We start from the raw sequence: 21,975 nt of genomic DNA on the forward strand, positions 1-21,975 counted from the left end.
GTGGCAGGTTGTGAGTGGAATCATTACTATTTTAGGATTAGGTGCTGGTGAGTTAGACCAGTTAACGATGGGTGTATATCGAAAAATAAAAGAAGCAGACCACATGTTTGTTAGAACGAAGGAACATCCCGTTATAGAAGAGTTGGAGAAAGAAGGTATACAATATACAGCCTTTGACAATATATATGAAGCACATGATACATTTGAAATTGTATATGAGACAATTGCGAATACATTGCTAGAACAAGCTAAAGGCGCAGAAATCATCTATGCCGTTCCAGGGCACCCACTTGTAGCGGAAAGAACGGTTCAGCTACTGTTGGAAAAGGGAGAAGTAGCGAATGTTGAAGTGCGAATTGAAGGTGGACAAAGTTTCCTTGATCCTATGTTTGCAAGTCTAAAGATTGATCCGATTGAAGGCTTCCAATTAATTGACGCTACATCATTTGAAAGAGGACAATTAGAATTACGTCAACATTTAATTTTTTGTCAAGTGTATGATGCATTCGTCGCATCTGATGTGAAATTAACATTAATGGAGATGCTACCAGATGATTATGAAGTGTATATCGTAACAGCTGCAGGAACTTCATTTGAACAAATTAAAAAGGTACCGTTGTACATGTTAGATCATGAAACAGAGTTGAATAATTTAACGAGTGTGTATGTACCACCAGTTCAGGAACGTGCGTCCTTGTATCAACAGTTTGATGTGCTTAGAGAAATTATTGCAGACCTTCGTGGGCCGAATGGTTGTCCGTGGGATAAAAAACAAACACATCAATCTTTAAAGAAGTATTTAATTGAGGAAGCTTATGAAGTTTTGGAAGCTATTGACGAAGAGGATGATGATCACTTAGTAGAAGAACTGGGTGATATATTATTACAAGTTATGTTGCACGCTCAGATTGGAGAGGACGAAGGTTGGTTCTCTGTAGATGATATTATTCGAACTTTATCTGAGAAAATGGTTCGTCGTCATCCGCATGTATTCGGGAATACGGATGTAAATAATGCCGATGAAGTACTTGCTAATTGGGAAGAAATTAAAAAACAAGAAAAAGGATTCGTGAAAGAATCTGTTTTAAATGGAGTTCCAAAAAGTTTGCCACAGTTACTACGCGCTTATGAAATCCAGAAAAAAGCTGGCAAGGTTGGTTTTGATTGGGTTGATGTACAACCGATGATAGAGAAAGCCTTAGAAGAATGGCAAGAGTTCCAACAAGAAGTTACAAACATGGATGAGGCGAAGATGTTAAGTGAATTTGGCGATTTATTATTTGCATTTGTTAATATAGCTCGTCATTATAAAATAGATCCAGAAGAGGCGTTACGTTCAACTAATGAGAAATTCGTCGGTCGTTTTTTATACATGGAAGCAAAGGTAGCTGAAATGAATAAAGAGATGCAAGATTTATCATTGGAGCAGTTAGATGTTTTATGGGAAGAGGCAAAACAAACAGAGCGTTAATAGGGGGATTTAATATGCGTCTAGATAAGTTTTTAAAAGTATCACGTTTAATTAAAAGAAGAACATTAGCAAAAGAAGTAGCTGATCAAGGAAGAATATCCATTAATGGTCAAGTAGCAAAAGCGAGTTCAGACGTGAAGGTAGCGGATGAATTAACAATTCGTTTTGGTCAAAAAATAGTAACTGTAAAAATAAACGAATTGAAAGAAACGACTAAAAAAGAAGATGCAGCAAATATGTATAGCTTAGTTCGCGAAGAAAAAGTGAAGGCTGAAGAAGGCTTGTTCTAAAATCAATTATCTCTTCATACATTACTATTAGCTAGTATAAATGTATGGGGGGATTTACGTGAATAATGGTTACTCACCTATGTCTTCTAATCAACAAAATGTTTCTGTAGAGCATGATATTATTATGCGTGGCAGGCGTGTAATTGATATTACTGGTGTAAAGCAGGTAGAGAGTTTTGATAGCGAAGAGTTTTTACTTGAGACCGTAATGGGTTTTTTGACAATTCGTGGTCAAAATTTGCAAATGAAAAACTTAGATGTAGAAAAAGGTATTGTATCAATTAAAGGAAAAGTTCATGAGATGCTGTATATTGATGAGAATCAAGGGGAGAAAACTAAAGGTTTCTTTAGTAAGTTGTTTAAATGAGCCTAACAATTCAGTTGTATACGATGCTCTCAATGATCGGAATGGGTGCTTGGATTGGAGCGTCTTTAGATACATACCAACGATTTTTAAAGCGTCAGGAACGTAAACGTTGGCTTGTATTTATACATGATATACTATTTTGGATTGTCCAAGCACTATTCGTTTTTTATGTATTGCTTCTTGTAAATGAAGCTGAACTACGTATATATGTATTTTTGGCATTATTATGTGGTTTCGCGGCATATCAAAGCTTATTGAAAGCAATGTACATGAGACTGTTAAATTTTCTCATCTATATTTTTGTGCAAACAACACACTTTTTTGTTCAAATTATAAAGCTACTGATGATAAAACCTGTTATTATTATAGCGCAGCTATTTATTGCATTTATATTATTCTTATTTCGTATACTGCTTTCAATTGGACATGTGTTATGGAAAATAGTGATTTGGATATTACTTTTCATATGGAAAGTTTTTTTCTGGCCTGTTCGATTTATTGCTTCGCTCATATGGAAACTTCTCCCTAATCGTGTTAAACTTTTTATAATGAAACATGTAGGGTTCCTGCAATATATAGCAAAATTGAAGGGACATATCTTCCAATTATGGGAGCGTATAAAAAAGAAGTTAGGGGGACCTCGGAAATGAGGGAACTGAGACAAAGAACAATCGAAAAACAGAGTCCAAATCCTGTTAAAGAGCATATAATACAAACGGATGAGAACAGGAAGCGACTTTATCGCCGTTTAGCGGTTTTTCTTGTCTTTGCTTTTACAATTATTGCGAGTATTAGTGTAACGTTTTATCAACAAAACAGTTCCATTAAAGCAAAAGAAGCAAAAGTTAAGGACATGAAAAAAGAACTGGATTCATTAACGAATAAAGAAAAGAGTCTAAAAGACGAAGTTCAAAAGTTAAATGATGAAGAGTACGTATTAAAGATTGCTAGAAGGGATTATTTCTTCTCTGGAAAAGGGGAGATAATTTTTCCTGTTTCTAAGTAGAGTATGTCTTATTGACACTATATTTTAGGATTATATATAATAAAGTAAAATTTGACTTTTTAACCACTAAGGAGGAGCATTTTTTTTATGTCAATCGAGGTAGGCAGCAAGTTACAGGGTAAAGTAACAGGTATTACAAATTTTGGGGCTTTTGTGGAGCTGCCAGAAGGCTTAACGGGTCTTGTTCATATTAGTGAAGTTGCTGATAATTATGTGAAAGATATTAACGATCACTTAAAAGTGGGCGACCAAGTAGAAGTAAAAGTTATTAACGTTGAAAAAGATGGTAAGATCGGTTTATCTATTAAAAAAGCGAAAGAGCGTGAAAAAACAGAAGGAGATCGTCCACGTGGTGAATACCAACGCGGTGGTGATCAACAACGTTCTGGACGTCCACAACGTAATCGCTCTTTCAACAGAGATAACCGTGGTGGCGGTAACGAACGCGCTCCAAAAGAAACATTCGAGCAAAAGATGGCACGTTTCTTAAAGGATAGCGAAGATCGTTTAACTTCTTTAAAGCGTAACACAGAATCTAAACGTGGTGGCCGTGGCGCACGTCGCGGATAATAAGAACGTTTAATTCTTAGCATATAGAGAGGTGCCCAGGGCAATTGCTCGGGGTGCTTTTTTATATGTGAAAATATATTTTTAAAAAAGTTTTTAAGATGTGTTGACTTTAAATTATATCTGAGGTAAGATACTAATTGTCCGTTAAATAAGACGACATGGCGGTGTAGCTCAGCTGGCTAGAGCGTACGGTTCATACCCGTGAGGTCGGGGGTTCGATCCCCTCCGCCGCTATATTTAATTTAACGGCCCGTTGGTCAAGTGGTTAAGACACCGCCCTTTCACGGCGGTAACACGGGTTCGAATCCCGTACGGGTCATCTAAAAAGATCATGCAAATTTGCATGATCTTTTTTTGTTAAATAAATTAAGACATACAACACTTCTACAAAATTACCCTATATTTTCTGAATGTTCGATTAAAACATTAAAAATAAAATACGTACCGTGTATATATGTAGAGTTATTTCGAATAAAAAGTCGAACGATTATAAAAGTGAAAACTGTTGTTTTGACAAAAATCCCAATAATCATCTTTTATAATGACAGTAATTAAACTATGCAGGTGGTGTTAAAAATATGCCTAAAGCAGGAAGGAATACTATGAATACAAGTGCATTGGCAATGAATGAGAGTCAGCTTGGAGCAGTAAAGTGGACGAGTAAGTTGCGAATGAAGTTTGAACAAGTTTTCTTTAGATGGGGATTTATTATTGTTGTTATGGGTTTTCTTTTGGGACGAGCATATATATTAACAAACATTTTACCGTTTGCACTGCCGTTTTTTGCTGCTGTTTATGTTATGAAGCGGGATAAAATGCCGCTCGCGTTCTTGGCTCTAATGGGGGGCGCACTTTCAGTTTCGATAGATAATTTATTCTTTACCTTTGCATCTATTTTTACTTTCTTCATTTATAATATCTTCTTTAGTCGATTTACACGTAAAACTGTTGGACTTGTTCCATTCCAAGTATTTATCTCCGCATTAACCGCACATTTAGTTGTCGTATATTTTGCGCAACAAACCGTCACCATGTACGATTTACTCGTTAGTACAATTGAGGCAGGGCTTAGCTTCGTATTAACTATGATATTTTTACAAAGTGTTCCGCTTTTAGTAGAAAGAAAAGGGAAGCAACAAGCGTTAGAGACAGAAGAAATTGTTTGTTTAATTATATTACTAGCATCTGTTTTAACAGGTACAACAGATTGGTTTGTATATGATGCTTCTATTCAACATGTTTTTACTAGATATTTAGTGCTCGTGTTTGCATTTATCGCGGGGGCTGCTACAGGGTCTACAGTGGGTGTTGTCACTGGATTAATATTAAGTTTAGCGAATGTCTCAAGTTTATCTCAACTGAGCCTGCTTGCTTTTTCTGGGCTACTTGGTGGTTTGTTAAAAGAAGGGAAGCGTTTAGGTGTTAGTTTAGGTTTATTGATTGGGACGAGCTTGATTACGCTATATGTAGACAAGCAAACAAACATTGTGACAACTTTAATTGAATCTGGTGTGGCGATTGCTTTCTTCTTATTAACACCGAAACTTGTTATGGATCGTATTGCTAAATTTATGCCAGGCACACAGGAACATTCGCAAGATCAACAACAGTACTTAAGAAGGATGCGTGATGTTACAGCGAGTAAAATCAATCAATTTGCCAATGTATTTGCTGCTTTATCTAATAGCTTTTCTGTATATGGATATGTGGAGGAGGAAGATAAAGAGACAGAAGCAGATTTGTTCTTAAGTACAATTACTGCGAAAACATGTCAAACATGCTTTAAAAAGGATCAATGCTGGGTAGTTAATTTCGACAAAACTTATGATTATATGAAACAAATAATGAGCGAAACGGAAGAGGGGACGTTGCAGCATAATCGGAAGTTAGTTCGTGAATGGGACAAGCATTGTGTGAGAGGGAAGAAAGTGACGGATTTAGTAGCAGGTGAATTAGATCACTTCTATGAGGGGCAAAAATTACGAAAACAAATGAAAGAAAATCGTAGAATAGTAGCAGAGCAACTATTAGGTGTATCAAAAGTTATGGAGGATTTTGCTAAGGAGATACAAAGAGAACGAGAAAATCATCAAGTACAGGAAGAACAGATTTTGCAAGCCTTTCGTGATTTTGGTGTAGAAGTAGAGCATGTTGATATTTATTGTTTAGATAGAGGAAGTATTGATATTGAAATGTTGATTCCAGTTGCATCTAATGAACACGGAGAGTGTGAAAAATTAGTTGCACCAATGCTTTCTGATATTCTAAAGGAAAATATTGTTGTTAAACATGAAGAAAAATCTTCTTATCCGAACGGCCACAGCTTAATATCATTTGGTTCAGCAAAAACGTATTCTCTTGATACGGGCTTAGCCACAGCTGCAAAAGGCGGTGGGTTTGTTTCGGGTGATTCTTATGCGATGATGGATTTAAGTGTTGGTAAATATGCTCTTGCAATTAGTGATGGTATGGGAAATGGGCAAAGAGCTCATATGGAGAGTAAAGAAACGGTGAAACTATTACAAAAAATACTTCAATCAGGCATTGATGAGGAAATAGCAATTAAGTCTATCAATTCTATTCTTTCTTTAAGAACAACAGAAGAGATGTTTACGACGTTAGATTTAGCTATGGTAGATTTGCGGGATGCGAGTGCGAAGTTTTTAAAGATTGGATCGACGCCTAGTTTTGTTAAACGCGCAAATAATATTTTGAAAATTGAAGCAAGTAATTTGCCGATGGGAATTATTGAGGATGTTGAAGTCGATGTAGTGGGTGAGCAATTAAAAACAGGCGATATCCTTATTATGATGAGCGATGGGATTTTTGAGGGAGCGCAACATGTGGAGAATCATGAATTATGGATGAAGCGGAAAATTAAAGAGTTACAAACTGAAGATCCGCAAGAAATTGCTGATATCATCATGGAAGAGGTGATTCGCTCTGGTGATGGTTATATAAATGATGATATGACTATTGTAGTGGCGAAAGTGAAGAAAAATATGCCGAAATGGGCTACCATTCCAATTGTGGGAATGCAGGCACAATAAAGTTGGAGTGTGATGTTTCTTTATCGCTTTTTCTTTCTGAAAACCTAGGTGAATACCTAGGTTTTTTTGCTTTAAAAGGTAATGTTATTATTTTTGTGAATATGTACGGATGATGTAAGATAAAAATGTAATTTTTGTATATCTTTTTTTTGCACAATGTTTGTAAAAGTTGTACCATTATAAACAAGGTAACTAACGTTGCTGTTCTTGTTTAATGAAAGGTGATTACGAAGTTGAAAGATACATTTGTTGAGAAGGTAGATGACTTTGTAAAGCAGCATGATGTATTAAAGGAACGTTCAACAATTGTTGTAGGGGTTTCTGGTGGTCCTGACTCTTTGGCTCTTCTATATTATTTGTTAGAAAAAAGAGCAGCAAAACAGTTTGAAATTGTAGTGGCGCATGTGGATCACATGTTTAGAGGTGAGGAATCTCATGAGGACCTACAGTTTGTGCAGGACCTTTGTAAAGGACTGGGAGTTATTTGCGAAACGATAAGGATTAATGTGTCGCAATATCAACAGCAATACGGGATGAATGCACAGGTTGCTGCTAGAGAATGCAGATATGCATTTTTGGAAAGAATAATGAAGAAATATGATGCGAGATATGTAGCCCTTGGACATCATGGTGATGATCAAGTAGAGACGATTTTAATGCGTCTTGTACGAGGGAGTACTCCGAAAGGATATGCAGGAATTGCAGTGAAGCGTCCTTTTCATAATGGGTATTTAATTAGGCCGTTACTTGGAGTAACGAAGGAAGAAATTGTTGATTACTGTAATAAGCTAAAAATAATTCCTCGTATAGATCCAAGTAATAAAAAGGAAGTATATACAAGGAATCGATTACGTAAATATGTTCTTCCTCATTTGAAAGAAGAAAACCCACAAGTGCATGAGAAATTCCAAAAATTTAGCATGCAGATGCAAGAGGATGAGGCGTATTTGCAGGAATTAGCTTTTGAGAAAATGAATAAAGTAATTACAAAAAAAAGTGATAAACAAATTAGCTTATCAATTCCTGCCTTTGAATCCATGTCTATGCCTTTACAAAGAAGAGGGATTCAACTAATATTAAACTATCTTTATGAATATAAGATTCCATCTTCTCTTTCCTCTATACATATTGACAAAGTGATTGAGTTTTTTAAGCGGACACAACCTTCGGGTTCACTTGATTTCCCAGGTGATTTGAAAATTGTTCGCGCATACGAGGAGTGCAGCTTTGGATTTAAACAAGAAATTGTTTCTCCTTTTTCACAAGATTTATCAGTGCCCGGGACAATTACACTATCGAACGGGGATAAGCTTGTAACAGAGGTGAGCGAAGATATACCAAGTAACATGAATGAAACAGTATTTGTTGCTAAGTATAATGATATATCATATCCACTTCGTATTCGTTCTAGAGAAAATGGAGATCGCATGTCAATACAAGGTATGAATGGCACCAAAAAGATAAAAGCTATTTTTATCGAAGCGAAAGTACCAAGAGAAAAAAGAGAAGAATGGCCGGTCGTTTGTGATGCAAGTGGGAATATTATTTGGGTACCCTTGTTGAAGCGATCTGCATTTGCTATCTCGAAAGAGACGGCAAAGAAGGATAAATATATGATTATTCACTACAAAAGCAAGGAGTCTTCCGGGAGGATAATGAAATGATGAATCAAGATATCGAAAAAGTATTAATTTCTGAAGAACAAATACAAGAAAAGGTGCGCGAATTAGGTGCAATTATTGCAGAGGATTATAAAAACACAGTACCTCTTGCGATTGGTGTATTAAAAGGCGCAATGCCATTCATGGCAGATTTATTAAAGAGAACAGATACATATCTTGAAATGGATTTTATGGCTGTATCTAGTTACGGTCACTCTACTGTTTCAACAGGCGAAGTGAAAATTTTAAAAGACCTTGATACATCTGTAGAAGGTCGCGATATTTTAATCGTTGAAGATATTATTGATAGCGGTCTTACGCTAAGCTACTTAGTAGACCTATTTAAATATCGTAAAGCGAAGTCTGTAAAAATTGTTACGTTATTAGATAAGCCGACAGGCCGTAAGGTAGATTTGAAAGCGGATTATGTTGGATTTACTGTACCGCATGAATTTGTTGTAGGGTATGGATTGGATTATAAAGAGCAGTACCGTAATCTTCCTTATGTAGGAGTATTAAAACCAAGCGTTTACTCAAATTAATTAAATACAGGCGTCACAATTGTATAGGAAAGTTTTTCTATGTTACGATTTACTATAGTGTTTATGCCGTGAGAGGAGGTTAGGAATGAATCGTATCTTCCGTAATACCATCTTTTATTTACTGATATTCCTAGTAGTAATTGGAATCGTGAGCTATTTTAATGGTTCGACACAAAAAACGACATCAGTTAGCTACGATAAATTCATTACTAAACTAGAAAAAGGTGAAGTGCGTAATGTGCAACTTCAACCGAAAAATGGTGTATTTGAGGTAAAAGGACAATTTAATAACTCTAGCCAGGGAGAACAATTTGTTACTTATGCACCAAATACTGAGGAATTACAAAAGAAAATTAATGACAAAGCACAAGGGGCTGAAGTTAAGTATCAACCAGCTGAAGAAACAAGTGCTTGGGTAACCTTCTTTACTTCTATCATTCCGTTTGTCATTATCTTCATTTTATTCTTCTTCTTATTAAACCAAGCTCAGGGCGGTGGTAGCCGTGTTATGAACTTCGGAAAAAGTAAGGCGAAGTTATATAATGACGAAAAGAAAAAAGTTCGTTTCAGAGATGTTGCTGGAGCGGATGAAGAGAAACAAGAGCTTGTTGAGGTAGTTGAATTCTTGAAAGACCCTCGTAAGTTTGCTGAAGTTGGTGCCCGTATTCCGAAGGGTGTTCTATTAGTGGGACCTCCAGGTACAGGTAAAACTTTACTAGCACGTGCCGTTGCAGGTGAGGCAGGCGTTCCGTTCTTCTCTATCAGTGGTTCTGATTTCGTAGAGATGTTCGTCGGTGTCGGTGCATCACGTGTACGTGATTTATTCGAAAACGCAAAGAAAAATGCTCCTTGTATCATTTTCATTGATGAAATTGATGCGGTAGGACGTCAACGTGGCGCAGGTCTTGGTGGTGGCCATGATGAGCGTGAGCAAACGTTGAACCAATTACTTGTTGAAATGGATGGATTCGGTGCAAACGAAGGTATTATTATCATCGCTGCGACAAACCGTCCTGATATTCTTGACCCAGCATTATTACGTCCAGGTCGTTTTGACCGTCAAATTACAGTAGATCGTCCAGATGTAAATGGTCGTGAAGCTGTACTTAAAGTACACGCTCGTAATAAACCGCTTGATGAGAATATTAACTTAAGAGCAATCGCAACTCGTACGCCAGGATTCTCTGGTGCCGATCTTGAAAACTTATTAAACGAAGCTGCTTTAGTGGCTGCACGTCAAGATAAGAAGAAAATTGATATGAGTGACATTGATGAAGCAACGGATCGTGTTATTGCAGGTCCAGCTAAGAAAAGTCGTGTTATCTCTGAAAAAGAACGTAATATCGTTGCTTTCCATGAAGCGGGCCACACTGTAATTGGTGTTGTTCTTGATGAAGCTGATGTCGTTCATAAAGTAACAATTGTCCCTCGTGGTCAAGCTGGTGGATATGCAGTAATGCTTCCGAAAGAAGATCGTTACTTCATGACAAAACCAGAGTTACTTGATAAAATCACTGGTTTACTTGGTGGTCGAGTAGCTGAAGAGATTGTATTTGGTGAAGTAAGTACAGGTGCTCATAATGACTTCCAACGTGCGACTGGTATTGCAAGACGTATGGTTACGGAATTTGGTATGAGTGATAAGCTTGGACCAATGCAATTTGGTAGCTCGCAAGGTGGTCAAGTGTTCTTAGGAAGAGACTTCCATTCAGAACAAAACTATAGTGATGCGATTGCACATGAAATCGATGTGGAAATGCAAACGATTATGAAAGAATGTTATGCTCGTGCAAAAGAAATTCTTACTGAAAATCGTGATAAACTAGATCTTATTGCGAAAACGTTACTTGAAGTAGAAACGTTAGATGCAGAGCAAATCAATCATTTATGTGATTATGGCAGATTGCCAGAACGTCCAACATCTTCAGCTGATGTGAAAGTAAACATCAACATGAAGAAGGACGATGAAGATACAGAAGATAAGTAAGAGATGAAGGAGTGACGATAGTCACTCCTTTTTTATTTGTGGAACGAAGTGAAGTGGAAAAAGAATTTAAATAAAACTGGTATTAAAAATTGAAATAGAGAGTCATCTTTTTGTAAAATGATGAGGATAGAAAAGCTGATTATATAAGTATGTGTGATATGATGTTTTTATAAGTTTTATACATACTGCACAAATATAGATTAAATAAGATAAGTGGTGAGAATATGATTTTTGTATTGGATGTAGGGAACACAAATGCTGTGCTAGGCGTGTTTGAAGAGGGGGAACTTCGTCAACATTGGCGCATGGAAACAGATCGTCATAAGACAGAAGATGAATATGGAATGCTTGTAAAGCAGTTGCTTGAGCATGAGGGTCTTTCGTTTGAAGATGTGAAAGGTATTATCGTGTCTTCAGTCGTACCACCAATTATGTTTGCTTTAGAGCGCATGTGTGAAAAGTATTTTAAAATTAAACCGCTTGTAGTAGGTCCTGGAATAAAAACGGGGCTAAATATTAAATATGAAAATCCACGTGAAGTAGGCGCGGACCGAATTGTAAATGCAGTAGCAGGAATCCACTTATATGGAAGTCCGCTTATTATTGTCGATTTTGGTACGGCTACGACATATTGTTATATTAACGAAGAAAAGCATTATATGGGTGGAGTTATTACGCCGGGAATTATGATTTCAGCAGAGGCTTTATATAGTAGAGCGGCAAAACTTCCTCGTATTGAAATTACAAAACCAAGCAGTGTTGTTGGGAAGAATACAGTAAGTGCGATGCAATCTGGTATTCTTTATGGGTATGTTGGACAAGTGGAAGGTATCGTTAAGCGTATGAAAGAGGAAGCTAAACAAGAACCGAAAGTTATTGCAACAGGTGGATTGGCGAAATTAATTTCAGAAGAATCGAATGTCATTGATGTTGTAGATCCATTTTTAACATTAAAAGGTTTATATATGTTATACGAGCGTAATGCAAATTTACAGCATGAGAAAGGTGAATAAATAAGTATGAAAGATTATTTAGTAAAAGCGTTAGCATTTGATGGGGAAGTGCGTGCGTATAGTGTACGCACAACAAACACAGTAAGTGAGGCGCAAAGACGTCATGATACATGGAGAACAGCTTCAGCGGCGCTTGGTCGTTCTTTAACTGCAGGTACAATGATGGGCGCAATGTTAAAAGGTGAACAAAAGTTAACGATTAAGATAGAAGGTAATGGTCCGATTGGTCCTATCTTAGTAGATGCTCATGCAAATGGGGATGTACGTGGTTATGTAACAAATCCACATGTTGACTTTGAAGGAACGGAACAAGGGAAATTACGTGTATATCAAGCGGTAGGTACTGAAGGATTTGTAACGGTAATTAAAGATATTGGTATGCGTGAGCCGTTTATTGGTCAATCTCCAATTGTTTCAGGAGAATTAGGGGAAGACTTCACGTATTATTTTGCAGTTTCCGAGCAGACACCTTCTTCTGTAGGTGTTGGCGTTCTTGTAAATGGGGATGACAGCATATTAGCGGCAGGTGGATTTATCCTTCAAATTATGCCGGGCGCACAGGAAGAAACAATTTCATTCATTGAAGAACGTTTGCAAAAAATCCCTCCAGTATCAACGTTGATTGAACAAGGGCTTTCTCCAGAAGAGTTACTGTATGCAGTTCTTGGAGAAGATAAAGTAAAAGTATTAGAAACGATGGATGTTCAATTTAATTGCACATGCTCACGCGAACGTATTGAGAGTGTGTTAATTAGTTTAGGTAAAACAGAGTTAGAGCAAGTTCGTGAAGAAGAGGAAGAGACAGAAGTTCACTGTCATTTCTGTAATGAACGATACAAGTTCTCTAAAGAAGATATTACAAATTTAATTGAGAATCTGTAATAAGGGACTTAGGGGGAACAATCCTCCAAATAGATTGACAAAAAGGGAATTTTCTGACAAAATATAAATATAGATAAAACCAATAAAAATACTCGGTGTTAGGAGTGACAGGAATGCGAGTGGCACAATCAGTTTCAGAATTAATCGGGAAAACGCCGATCGTTAAGTTGAACCGCATCGTAGAATCAGACAGCGCAGATATATATTTAAAATTAGAATTTATGAATCCGGGGAGCAGCGTTAAAGATCGTATTGCGTTAGCTATGATTGAAGATGCTGAAAAAAAGGGATTATTAAAAGAGGGCGATACAATCATTGAGCCAACAAGTGGTAACACAGGAATTGGTTTAGCGATGGTAGCAGCTGCTAAAGGATATAAGGCAATTTTAGTAATGCCAGAAACGATGAGTGTTGAGCGTCGTAATTTATTACGTGCTTATGGCGCTGAATTAGTATTGACTCCAGGGCCTGAAGGAATGGGCGGAGCAATTCGTCAAGCGACTGAATTAGCAAAAGAACATGGCTACTTTATACCGCAACAGTTCAAAAATCAATCAAATCCAGAAATTCATCGTTTAACAACAGGTCCAGAAATTGTTGAACAAATGGGTGACCAATTAGATGCGTTTATCGCAGGTATTGGTACAGGTGGAACCATTACTGGCGCTGGTGAAGTACTGAAGGAAGCGTATAAAGATATTAAAATTTATGCAGTAGAACCTGCGGATTCACCAGTATTATCTGGTGGGAAACCGGGTCCACATAAAATCCAAGGAATTGGGGCGGGATTCATCCCAGAGACATTGGATGTAGAGGTATATGATGAAATTGTTCAAGTAAAAACAGAGCAAGCATTTGAATATGCAAGAAGAGTGGCTAAAGAGGAAGGTATTTTAGTGGGTATCTCTTCTGGAGCAGTTATTTATGCAGCGACAGAAATTGCGAAAAAGTTAGGTAAAGGGAAAAAGGTACTTGTTATTATCCCAAGTAACGGTGAACGTTATTTAAGTACACCACTTTATCAATTTGAGTCTTAATTATATGTGATTGAAAAAGCATCCTTGAAAAAGGATGCTTTTTCTTTTTGGATTGGAAATAGGAAAAGAGTGAATGACTAGAAAACTTCATGTAAAATAAGAGGTAGTATAATTTATTTATTTTCACTAGCCTTCGAGTATAACCGATCTATATACATAACAAATGTAGTGTGAGGTGGTTACTTTAAGAGGGTGGGATAAAAGAAGACGGGGTGTTGATATGCAACGAAGAAAATCTTTAGCGCTTTCTATTCCATATCAGTTAGATTTCTTTAAGCAATATAAATTTCTTTCTAAGGATAAACCGCAACATATTTTGTTAGAGAGTGGACGTGGCGGTCGTTATAACATTGTGGGATTAAACCCAGTAGCGGTAATCCGAGGGAAGGGTGAAACGTTACATATAAGTGAAAGTGGTAAGGAAACAATAAAGCAAGGAAACCCATTAGATCTAATGCAGGAATATATGGAGCGATGGAAAACAGACTATAATCCGGAGTACCCGCCTTTTCAAGGTGGTGCAATTGGTTACTTTAGTTATGATTGCATCCGTTATATTGAAAAACTTCCTTCTCTTGCGGAGGATGACATTAATATACCTGATATATTCTTTTTATTATTTGATGATGTATTTGTGTATGATCAAGAAGAAAAAGAATTATGGATTATTACACATTATGTAGATAAGTATGAAGAGGCAAAAGAGCGATTAAATGAATGGAAGATTCTTTGGGCGACAGAAATGCCGGAAGTGACTATACCATTTGCATGCCCTGAAAAGAAAAGTGAAGCAGTTGTTTTTACTGAAGAAAGCTTTATGAAGGCGGTTGAATGTATTCAAGAATATATTGGGGCTGGTGATGTGTTCCAAGTAAACTTGTCGACAAGACAAGAAAGAACGTTACAAACACATCCGCTAGAAATCTATACAAGCCTTCGTGAAATTAATCCATCTCCATATATGGGTTACTTGGAGCTTGGGGATTTTCAAATTGTTAGTGGATCGCCAGAGTTGCTAATTAAGAAACAAGGAACCAAAGTAAGTACAAGACCAATTGCTGGAACGAGATCTAGAGGGGCGAATGAGCAAGAGGATGAAGAATTGGCAAGAGAATTAATTGAGAATGAAAAAGAAAGAGCAGAGCACGTCATGCTTGTGGATTTAGAACGAAATGATTTAGGACGTGTTTGTAAATATGGAACTGTAGAAGTAGATGAATTTATGGTAATTGAGAAATACTCACATGTTATGCATATTGTTTCTAATGTGCGTGGTGAGGTGGAAGAAGATAAAGATGCTTTTGATTTAGTGAAGGCTGTATTCCCTGGGGGGACAATTACTGGTGCCCCGAAAATACGTACGATGGAAATTATTGAAGAATTAGAACCTGTTCGTCGAGGGATTTATACAGGTTCAATCGGTTGGATCGGTTATTCTGGAGATACAGAATTGAATATTGTAATTAGGACACTTCTTGCTAAAGATGGAAAAGCGCATGTACAAGCAGGAGCGGGAATTGTAATTGATTCAAATCCGAAAAATGAATATAAAGAGTCGTTAAAAAAGGCGATTGCTTTATGGCGTGCAAAAGAACGTAGCGAAGAAACGGTTAGGTGAGAGAAATGATATTAATGATTGATAATTATGATTCTTTTACATTTAATTTAGTGCAGTTTCTTGGAGAACTGGGACAAGAGCTTGTTGTTAAACGTAACGATGAAGTGACTATTTCAGATATTGAGAATATGAAACCAGACTTTTTAATGATTTCGCCAGGCCCATGTAGTCCGAATGAAGCGGGTATTAGTATGGAGGTTATTCGATACTTTGCCGGAAAGATTCCGATTTTTGGGGTTTGTCTTGGGCATCAATCCATTGCACAAGTGTTTGGTGGGGAGGTAGTTCGTGCAGAGCGATTAATGCATGGGAAAACGTCGCTTATGCATCATGACGGAAAGACGATTTTCTTGGACATTCCTAATCCATTTACCGCGACGCGCTATCACTCACTTATTGTTAAGAAAGAGACGTTACCTGATTGCTTAGAGGTAACATCTTGGACTGAAGAAGGGGAAATTATGGCGCTTCGCCATACAACATTACCAATTGAAGGTGTACAGTTCCATCCGGAATCTATTATGACTTCTCATGGGAAAGAGTTGTTGCAGAATTTCATTCGTAAATACAGTCCGAGTGTGACATCATGTTAATTTACGTAAATGGTGAGTATGTAGAAGCGAGTGAAGCGAGAATTTCTCCGTATGACCATGGTTATTTATATGGTCTTGGAGTTTTCGAGACATTTCGTATTTATAATGGTCATCCTTTTTTGTTGGATGATCATTATGACCGTTTAATAGGTGCACTGGATACATTGCGAATTAAATGGACAATGACGAAAGATGAAGTACTGCTTATTTTGAAGGATTTACTCGTTAAGAATGAATTAGAGCATGCATATGTACGTTTTAATGTATCAGCGGGTATAGATGAAATTGGATTGCAAACGGAAATGTATGAAGAGCCGTCTGTTATTGTTTTTATAAAACCTCTAGCAGCCCCAGAAGATGTAGTGGAAAAAGAAGGGGTTGTTTTAAAGCAAGTGCGAAATACACCAGAGGGTGCGTCTCGTTTGAAGTCTCATCATTATTTAAATAACATTTTAGGGAAACGTGAAATTGGAAATGTTGTGAATAAGGAAGGTATTTTCCTTACTGAAACAGGTTATGTTGCAGAGGGTATTGTTTCGAATCTCTTTTTTGTAAAAGGTGGTATTTTATATACACCTTCGTTAAAAACAGGGATTTTAAATGGTATCACTCGTGCGTTTATTATAAAGCTTGCTGAAGGACTGGGTATAGAAGTAAAGGAAGGTTTCTTTACAAAAGATGAATTACTTTCAGCAGATGAAGTCTTCGTAACAAACTCGATTCAAGAAATTGTTCCACTTTATCGTATAGAGGGACGAGATTTCCCGGGTAAAGTAGGGACGGTGACAAAAAGATTTATGAATCTTTATGAAATGCAGAGAGAGAAGTTGTGGAGCAGAAATGAATTGCGAAGAGGAGATGTGTAGTTTGAAGTGGGATTATGATTTGCGCTGCGGCGAATATACATTGAACTTAAATGAAAAAACTTTAATTATGGGGATTTTAAATGTAACACCAGATTCGTTTTCTGATGGTGGGAGTTACAACGAGGTAGAGGCTGCGGTGCGCCATGCGAAAGAAATGCGAGATGAAGGTGCTCATATTATTGATATCGGTGGTGAATCTACTCGTCCGGGTTTTGCTAAAGTATCAGTGGAAGAAGAAGTAAAGCGAGTTGTACCGATGATTCAGGCAGTTTCAAAAGAGGTGCAATTGCCTATTTCTATCGATACGTATAAAGCTGAAGTTGCAAAACAAGCAATAGAAGCTGGTGCTCATATTATTAATGATATTTGGGGAGCGAAGGCGGAACCAAAAATTGCTGAAGTTGCAGCTCATTACGATGTACCTATTATCTTAATGCATAATCGCGATAATATGAATTATCGTAATTTAATGGCGGATATGATTGCTGATTTATATGACAGTATTAAAATTGCTAAAGATGCTGGCGTGCGAGATGAGAATATTATTTTAGACCCAGGTATTGGTTTTGCTAAAACACCCGAACAAAACTTAGAAGCGATGCGTAATTTAGAACAGTTAAACGTACTAGGTTACCCAGTTCTCTTAGGAACTTCAAGAAAGTCCTTTATTGGACACGTGCTAGATTTACCGGTAGAGGAACGTCTTGAGGGAACGGGAGCTACCGTTTGTCTTGGTATTGAAAAGGGCTGTGAGTTTGTTCGTGTTCATGATGTGAAAGAAATGGCACGTATGGCTAAGATGATGGATGCGATAATTGGTAAGGGGGCAAAGTAATTGGATAAAATTTATATCCATGATATGGAGTTTTACGGTTATCATGGTGTATTCCCAGAGGAAAATAAATTAGGTCAGAGATTTAAAGTTGATTTAACGGTGGAATTGGATTTAAAACGCGCGGGAGAAAGTGATGACTTAGAGCATTCGGTTAATTATGGAGAACTTTTCGAATTATGTAGGAAAGTTGTTGAAGATAGAACGTATAAGCTTGTAGAGAGCATTGCGGAAAATATTGCTACAGATATATTGAAACAATATGAGAGTATTTCAAGATGTACGATAAAGGTAATTAAACCAGATCCGCCGATCCCGGGACATTATCGTGCTGTAGCAGTAGAAATTACGAGAGAACGTCCATGAATAATATAGCTTACATTGCATTAGGTTCAAATATCGGAGAACGCTATACGTATTTAACTGAAGCGATTCAGTTTCTAAACAAAAACCCGTATATCCAAGTTAATGATATTTCATCTGTATATGAAACAGAACCAGTTGGCTATACTGACCAAAGTTGCTTTTTAAATTTAGTTATAAAAATTTCTACCAATTTATCACCGCAAGAATTATTGAAGGTTACACAAAGAGTAGAGAATGATTTAGGAAGAAAAAGGGAAATCAGGTGGGGTCCGAGGACTATAGACCTTGACATTTTACTATATAATCAAGAAAATATTGAAGCAGAGAATCTTATTGTTCCGCATCCGCGGATGTTCGAAAGAGCTTTTGTTATCGTTCCGTTGTTAGAGATTAATCAAGATATAAAACAAAACATTTCACGTTCACAAGTAGAAGAAATGAAAAGGCGAGAGGGAGTAACGGTATGGAAGCAGAAAAATGGGGAAGACGCATTCGTGCTTTTCGAAAGCTAAAAGGTTATACGCAAGAAGGTTTTGCAAAAGAATTAGGGGTATCTGTATCTGTTTTGGGTGAAGTTGAGAGAGGGAATCGATCGCCTTCCCAAGATTTTGTAGTGGAAGTTGCTAAAGCATTAAAGGTTTCGATAGATGAGTTAATGCCAAAGTGACTATGAAGGAAGGAGTAAATCGAGTGTTAAAGATCGCAAATATTGAGATGAAGAATCCAGTTGTATTAGCACCGATGGCGGGAGTGTGTAACTCTGCATTCCGTTTGACAGTAAAAGAGTTCGGTGCAGGTCTAGTTTGTGCCGAAATGGTAAGTGATAAGGCAATACTACTGAACAATAAAAGAACATTAGATATGTTATATATCGATGAGAGAGAAAAGCCATTAAGCTTACAAATTTTTGGTGGAGAGAAAGAAACTCTTGTAGATGCTGCGAAATACGTAGATAAATATACGACAGCAGATATTATTGATATTAATATGGGTTGCCCGGTACCCAAAATCGTTAAGTGTGATGCGGGAGCGAAGTGGCTTTTAGACCCAAATAAAATATATGAAATGGTAGCGGCAGTTGTAGATGCTGTAGAAAAGCCGGTTACAGTTAAAATGCGTATTGGTTGGGATGAGGATCATATTTTCGCAATCGAGAATGCAAAAGCTGTTGAGCGTGCTGGTGGACAAGCGGTAGCAGTTCATGGACGTACACGAGTACAAATGTATGAAGGAACAGCGGATTGGGATATTATTAAACAAGTAAAGCAAGCTGTAAATATCCCGGTTATCGGAAATGGTGATGTCGCAACGCCACAAGATGCAAAGCGTATGCTTGATGAAGTTGGTGTAGATGGTGTCATGATTGGTCGCGCTGCCCTTGGAGATCCGTGGATGATTTATCGTACGGTAAAGTATTTAGAGACAGGTGAATTAATGCCGGAACCGACAGTGCGTGAGAAAATTGACGTATGTATGTTGCATCTAGATCGTCTTATCGATTTAAAGAACGAAAATGTTGCTGTGAGAGAGATGAGAAAGCATGCAGCTTGGTATTTAAAGGGTATTCGTGGTAATGCAACTGTACGTAATGGTATTAATGCTTGTAATACGCGTGAAGACCTTGCGAATGTATTAGGTGTATTTGTAGAAGAAGTAGAAGCAAAACAACAAACAATTCACGTTGGTTAATAATAGATAGGGAAGATTGACATTCTTCTATACACTTCCTATAATTACGTGAAAGAAAGAAGAACTGCCAGTTAGTTGCTGGCAGTTTTTCTAGTTGAGTAGAAAATGCTATACTGTATATATTGTAAAAATTAATAGAGCTGGAGTGATATCAATACCATGGATAACATGAACCACGAAGAATTAAACGACCAATTGCTTGTTCGTCGTGAAAAGCTACATAACTTACGTGAGCAAGGAATCGATCCGTTCGGTAAACGATTTGAACGTACAAATGCAACAAATGACTTATTAAGCTTATATGGAGAGTTCTCTAAAGAAGAATTAGAAGAGAAAGAAATCTCTGTTTCTATTGCTGGTCGTATTATGACAAAGCGCGGTAAAGGAAAAGCTGGATTTGCACATATTCAAGATTTACATGGACAAGTTCAAATTTACGTTCGTAAAGATGCTGTTGGAGATGAAGAGTACGAATTATTTAAAACAGCAGATTTAGGTGACTTAGTAGGTATTGAAGGTAAAGTGTTCAAAACAAACGTTGGAGAACTTTCAGTGAAAGCAACGGGCTTTACGCTATTAACGAAATCTCTTCGTCCATTACCGGATAAATATCATGGATTAAAAGATGTTGAACAACGCTACCGTCAACGTTACTTAGATTTAATTACAAGTATGGAAAGTCGTGAAACATTCGTTACTCGCAGTAAAATCATTCGTGAAATGAGAAGATACTTAGATGATAACGGTTATCTTGAAGTGGAAACACCTATGATGCATGCAATTGCGGGTGGAGCTTCTGCGCGTCCTTTCATTACGCACCATAATGCGTTAGATATGGAATTATATATGCGTATCGCAATTGAACTTCATTTAAAACGCCTTATTGTGGGTGGATTAGAAAAAGTTTATGAAATCGGTCGTGTATTCCGTAATGAGGGTGTATCAACTCGTCATAATCCTGAGTTTACGATGATTGAATTATATGAAGCGTATGCTGATTATAAAGATATTATGAAACTAACAGAAAATATGGTTGCTCATATTGCGAAGCAAGTACTAGGTACAACAACAATCCAATATGGTGATTATGAAATTAATCTAGAACCAGAATGGACACGTCTCCATATGGTAGATGCAATTAAAGAACATTCTGGAGCAGATTTCTGGAATCCGATGAGTGTAGAAGAAGCGCGTGAACTTGCAAAAGAACATAATGTAGAAATTAAGGATACAATGGAAGTTGGTCATATTATTAATGAATTCTTCGAGCAAAAAGTAGAAGATAAATTAATCCAACCAACATTTATTTATGGTCATCCAGTAGAAATTTCGCCACTTGCAAAAAAGAATGACGAAGATCCACGATTCACAGATCGTTTCGAATTATTTATCGTTGCACGTGAACATGCAAATGCATTCACTGAGTTAAATGATCCAATCGATCAGAAAGAACGTTTTGAAGCGCAATTAAAAGAACGCGAACAAGGTAATGACGAAGCTCACATGATGGATGATGATTATATCGAAGCTCTTGAGTATGGTATGCCTCCTACAGGTGGATTAGGAATTGGTATTGATCGCCTTGTTATGTTATTAACGAATGCACCATCTATTCGTGATGTACTATTATTCCCTGCTATGCGTCATAAACAAGACTAAGCTTTGGAGATTTCTCCAAAGCTTTTTTTATTTGAGTATGAGTTGTCTGGAGATAGTATATCTTGATAGTGCGAGAAATTATATTTATATAGAAGAAAAGTGCTGTTTTTATACTTTTTTACTAAGTTAAAAATTTTATTAGAAAAACTATTGCATTTTAATAATCAAACTGGTATATTTATATTCGTTGCCACGAAAGGTAACAAGCAAAACAAACGAAAAACAACTTATTGAAAAAAAGTTGTTGACGAAAATATAACAAAATGTTATATTAATAAAGTCGCTTCTGAGCGACGAAGTAGTTCTTTGAAAACTGAACGAAACAAACAACGTGAAACGTCAATTTTTATTTTAGATGCTAGACAAACTAACTTTATTGGAGAGTTTGATCCTGGCTCAGGATGAACGCTGGCGGCGTGCCTAATACATGCAAGTCGAGCGAATGGATTAAGAGCTTGCTCTTATGAAGTTAGCGG

The 21,975-nt window shown here is 37.0% G+C and carries 22 protein-coding genes, 2 tRNA genes and 1 rRNA gene; all 25 read left to right on the forward strand.

The annotated features are described in order from the left end of the window. The first annotated feature begins 10 nt into the window (after positions 1-10). Complete coding sequence (gene yabN, locus CO726_RS26710; protein ID WP_099686261.1) at positions 11-1,471, forward strand: bifunctional methyltransferase/pyrophosphohydrolase YabN; 1,461 nt, start codon at positions 11-13, stop codon at positions 1,469-1,471. A gap of 14 nt (positions 1,472-1,485) precedes the next feature. After that, positions 1,486-1,761, forward strand: coding sequence for an RNA-binding S4 domain-containing protein (locus tag CO726_RS26715; RefSeq protein ID WP_001234876.1), 276 nt, complete (start codon positions 1,486-1,488; stop codon positions 1,759-1,761). Positions 1,762-1,840: 79 nt separating this feature from the next. Next, positions 1,841-2,128: a sporulation protein YabP gene (gene yabP, locus CO726_RS26720; protein ID WP_003186823.1), complete on the forward strand. Its 288-nt coding sequence runs from the start codon at positions 1,841-1,843 to the stop codon at positions 2,126-2,128. Then, positions 2,125-2,778: a spore cortex biosynthesis protein YabQ gene (gene yabQ, locus CO726_RS26725; RefSeq protein ID WP_098759602.1), complete on the forward strand. Its 654-nt coding sequence runs from the start codon at positions 2,125-2,127 to the stop codon at positions 2,776-2,778. Before yabP ends, yabQ begins: the two co-directional genes overlap by 4 nt. Further along, on the forward strand, positions 2,775-3,134 hold the full coding sequence (gene divIC / locus CO726_RS26730; protein ID WP_001208736.1) for a cell division protein DivIC: 360 nt from the start codon (positions 2,775-2,777) through the stop codon (positions 3,132-3,134). Before yabQ ends, divIC begins: the two co-directional genes overlap by 4 nt. 87 nt (positions 3,135-3,221) lie before the next feature. Beyond that, on the forward strand, positions 3,222-3,704 hold the full coding sequence (locus CO726_RS26735; RefSeq protein WP_016085299.1) for a S1 domain-containing RNA-binding protein: 483 nt from the start codon (positions 3,222-3,224) through the stop codon (positions 3,702-3,704). Between the two features lie 160 nt (positions 3,705-3,864). Next, positions 3,865-3,938 (forward strand) — tRNA-Met (locus tag CO726_RS26740). Positions 3,939-3,951: 13 nt separating this feature from the next. Further along, a tRNA-Glu gene (locus CO726_RS26745) sits at positions 3,952-4,023 on the forward strand. A gap of 259 nt (positions 4,024-4,282) precedes the next feature. Next, a complete protein-coding gene (spoIIE, locus tag CO726_RS26750) occupies positions 4,283-6,754 on the forward strand; it encodes a stage II sporulation protein E (RefSeq protein ID WP_136699865.1) in 2,472 nt (823 codons plus the stop codon). A 233-nt stretch (positions 6,755-6,987) separates the two neighbouring features. Next, positions 6,988-8,418 (forward strand): tRNA lysidine(34) synthetase TilS, encoded by a 1,431-nt coding sequence (gene tilS / locus CO726_RS26755; protein ID WP_099686262.1) that lies wholly within the window; start codon positions 6,988-6,990, stop codon positions 8,416-8,418. Beyond that, positions 8,415-8,957 carry a hypoxanthine phosphoribosyltransferase gene (hpt, locus tag CO726_RS26760; RefSeq protein WP_000981842.1) on the forward strand — a complete coding sequence of 181 codons (543 nt, stop codon included), beginning with the start codon at positions 8,415-8,417 and terminating at the stop codon, positions 8,955-8,957. Before tilS ends, hpt begins: the two co-directional genes overlap by 4 nt. Before the next feature lie 85 nt (positions 8,958-9,042). Continuing rightward, positions 9,043-10,944, forward strand: coding sequence for an ATP-dependent zinc metalloprotease FtsH (ftsH, locus tag CO726_RS26765; RefSeq protein WP_099686263.1), 1,902 nt, complete (start codon positions 9,043-9,045; stop codon positions 10,942-10,944). 224 nt (positions 10,945-11,168) lie between these two features. Continuing rightward, entirely contained in the window at positions 11,169-11,957 is a 789-nt protein-coding gene (locus CO726_RS26770; RefSeq protein WP_000578367.1) for a type III pantothenate kinase, read from the forward strand. A gap of 6 nt (positions 11,958-11,963) precedes the next feature. Continuing rightward, entirely contained in the window at positions 11,964-12,839 is an 876-nt protein-coding gene (gene hslO / locus CO726_RS26775) for a redox-regulated molecular chaperone HslO (protein ID WP_099686264.1), read from the forward strand. 113 nt (positions 12,840-12,952) lie between these two features. Further along, positions 12,953-13,876: a cysteine synthase A gene (gene cysK, locus CO726_RS26780; protein WP_099686265.1), complete on the forward strand. Its 924-nt coding sequence runs from the start codon at positions 12,953-12,955 to the stop codon at positions 13,874-13,876. A 220-nt stretch (positions 13,877-14,096) separates the two neighbouring features. Further along, positions 14,097-15,494 (forward strand): aminodeoxychorismate synthase component I, encoded by a 1,398-nt coding sequence (pabB, locus tag CO726_RS26785; protein WP_099686266.1) that lies wholly within the window; start codon positions 14,097-14,099, stop codon positions 15,492-15,494. Between the two features lie 5 nt (positions 15,495-15,499). After that, positions 15,500-16,087, forward strand: coding sequence for an aminodeoxychorismate/anthranilate synthase component II (gene pabA / locus CO726_RS26790; protein ID WP_099686267.1), 588 nt, complete (start codon positions 15,500-15,502; stop codon positions 16,085-16,087). Continuing rightward, entirely contained in the window at positions 16,081-16,953 is an 873-nt protein-coding gene (gene pabC, locus CO726_RS26795) for an aminodeoxychorismate lyase (RefSeq protein WP_099686268.1), read from the forward strand. Before pabA ends, pabC begins: the two co-directional genes overlap by 7 nt. Next, positions 16,928-17,788, forward strand: a complete 861-nt coding sequence (folP, locus tag CO726_RS26800; protein WP_136699866.1) for a dihydropteroate synthase — start codon at positions 16,928-16,930, stop codon at positions 17,786-17,788. The genes pabC and folP overlap by 26 nt, the downstream gene beginning before the upstream one ends. Further along, positions 17,789-18,151 (forward strand): dihydroneopterin aldolase, encoded by a 363-nt coding sequence (folB, locus tag CO726_RS26805; protein ID WP_000358063.1) that lies wholly within the window; start codon positions 17,789-17,791, stop codon positions 18,149-18,151. Beyond that, positions 18,148-18,663, forward strand: a complete 516-nt coding sequence (gene folK / locus CO726_RS26810) for a 2-amino-4-hydroxy-6-hydroxymethyldihydropteridine diphosphokinase (RefSeq protein WP_060629194.1) — start codon at positions 18,148-18,150, stop codon at positions 18,661-18,663. The genes folB and folK overlap by 4 nt, the downstream gene beginning before the upstream one ends. Further along, entirely contained in the window at positions 18,615-18,818 is a 204-nt protein-coding gene (locus tag CO726_RS26815) for a helix-turn-helix domain-containing protein (RefSeq protein WP_000387027.1), read from the forward strand. Before folK ends, CO726_RS26815 begins: the two co-directional genes overlap by 49 nt. A gap of 23 nt (positions 18,819-18,841) precedes the next feature. Beyond that, positions 18,842-19,840 (forward strand): tRNA dihydrouridine synthase DusB, encoded by a 999-nt coding sequence (gene dusB / locus CO726_RS26820; protein ID WP_136699867.1) that lies wholly within the window; start codon positions 18,842-18,844, stop codon positions 19,838-19,840. Between the two features lie 159 nt (positions 19,841-19,999). Beyond that, positions 20,000-21,499 (forward strand): lysine--tRNA ligase, encoded by a 1,500-nt coding sequence (lysS, locus tag CO726_RS26825; protein ID WP_000369671.1) that lies wholly within the window; start codon positions 20,000-20,002, stop codon positions 21,497-21,499. A gap of 373 nt (positions 21,500-21,872) precedes the next feature. Further along, positions 21,873-21,975 (forward strand): 16S ribosomal RNA (locus tag CO726_RS26830); the annotation flags it as partial.

Origin of the sequence: Bacillus fungorum, assembly GCF_002746455.1 — a bacterium.
In the GTDB taxonomy this organism is placed as follows: Bacteria; Bacillota; Bacilli; order Bacillales; family Bacillaceae_G; genus Bacillus_A; species Bacillus_A fungorum.

Excerpts from the sequence above, each read along its gene's own strand:
- CO726_RS26715 (WP_001234876.1), top strand. The coding sequence starts at position 1,486 with ATGCGTCTAGATAAGTTTTTAAAAGTATCACGTTTAATTAAAAGAAGA.
- spoIIE (WP_136699865.1), top strand. The coding sequence starts at position 4,283 with ATGCCTAAAGCAGGAAGGAATACTATGAATACAAGTGCATTGGCAATG.
- ftsH (WP_099686263.1), top strand. The coding sequence starts at position 9,043 with ATGAATCGTATCTTCCGTAATACCATCTTTTATTTACTGATATTCCTA.
- lysS (WP_000369671.1), top strand. The coding sequence starts at position 20,000 with ATGGATAACATGAACCACGAAGAATTAAACGACCAATTGCTTGTTCGT.
- hslO (WP_099686264.1), top strand. The coding sequence starts at position 11,964 with ATGAAAGATTATTTAGTAAAAGCGTTAGCATTTGATGGGGAAGTGCGT.
- divIC (WP_001208736.1), top strand. The coding sequence starts at position 2,775 with ATGAGGGAACTGAGACAAAGAACAATCGAAAAACAGAGTCCAAATCCT.
- cysK (WP_099686265.1), top strand. The coding sequence starts at position 12,953 with ATGCGAGTGGCACAATCAGTTTCAGAATTAATCGGGAAAACGCCGATC.
- CO726_RS26770 (WP_000578367.1), top strand. The coding sequence starts at position 11,169 with ATGATTTTTGTATTGGATGTAGGGAACACAAATGCTGTGCTAGGCGTG.
- folP (WP_136699866.1), top strand. The coding sequence starts at position 16,928 with ATGAATTGCGAAGAGGAGATGTGTAGTTTGAAGTGGGATTATGATTTG.
- pabA (WP_099686267.1), top strand. The coding sequence starts at position 15,500 with ATGATATTAATGATTGATAATTATGATTCTTTTACATTTAATTTAGTG.
- hpt (WP_000981842.1), top strand. The coding sequence starts at position 8,415 with ATGATGAATCAAGATATCGAAAAAGTATTAATTTCTGAAGAACAAATA.
- yabQ (WP_098759602.1), top strand. The coding sequence starts at position 2,125 with ATGAGCCTAACAATTCAGTTGTATACGATGCTCTCAATGATCGGAATG.
- folK (WP_060629194.1), top strand. The coding sequence starts at position 18,148 with ATGAATAATATAGCTTACATTGCATTAGGTTCAAATATCGGAGAACGC.
- pabB (WP_099686266.1), top strand. The coding sequence starts at position 14,097 with ATGCAACGAAGAAAATCTTTAGCGCTTTCTATTCCATATCAGTTAGAT.
- pabC (WP_099686268.1), top strand. The coding sequence starts at position 16,081 with ATGTTAATTTACGTAAATGGTGAGTATGTAGAAGCGAGTGAAGCGAGA.
- CO726_RS26735 (WP_016085299.1), top strand. The coding sequence starts at position 3,222 with ATGTCAATCGAGGTAGGCAGCAAGTTACAGGGTAAAGTAACAGGTATT.
- yabP (WP_003186823.1), top strand. The coding sequence starts at position 1,841 with ATGTCTTCTAATCAACAAAATGTTTCTGTAGAGCATGATATTATTATG.
- CO726_RS26815 (WP_000387027.1), top strand. The coding sequence starts at position 18,615 with ATGGAAGCAGAAAAATGGGGAAGACGCATTCGTGCTTTTCGAAAGCTA.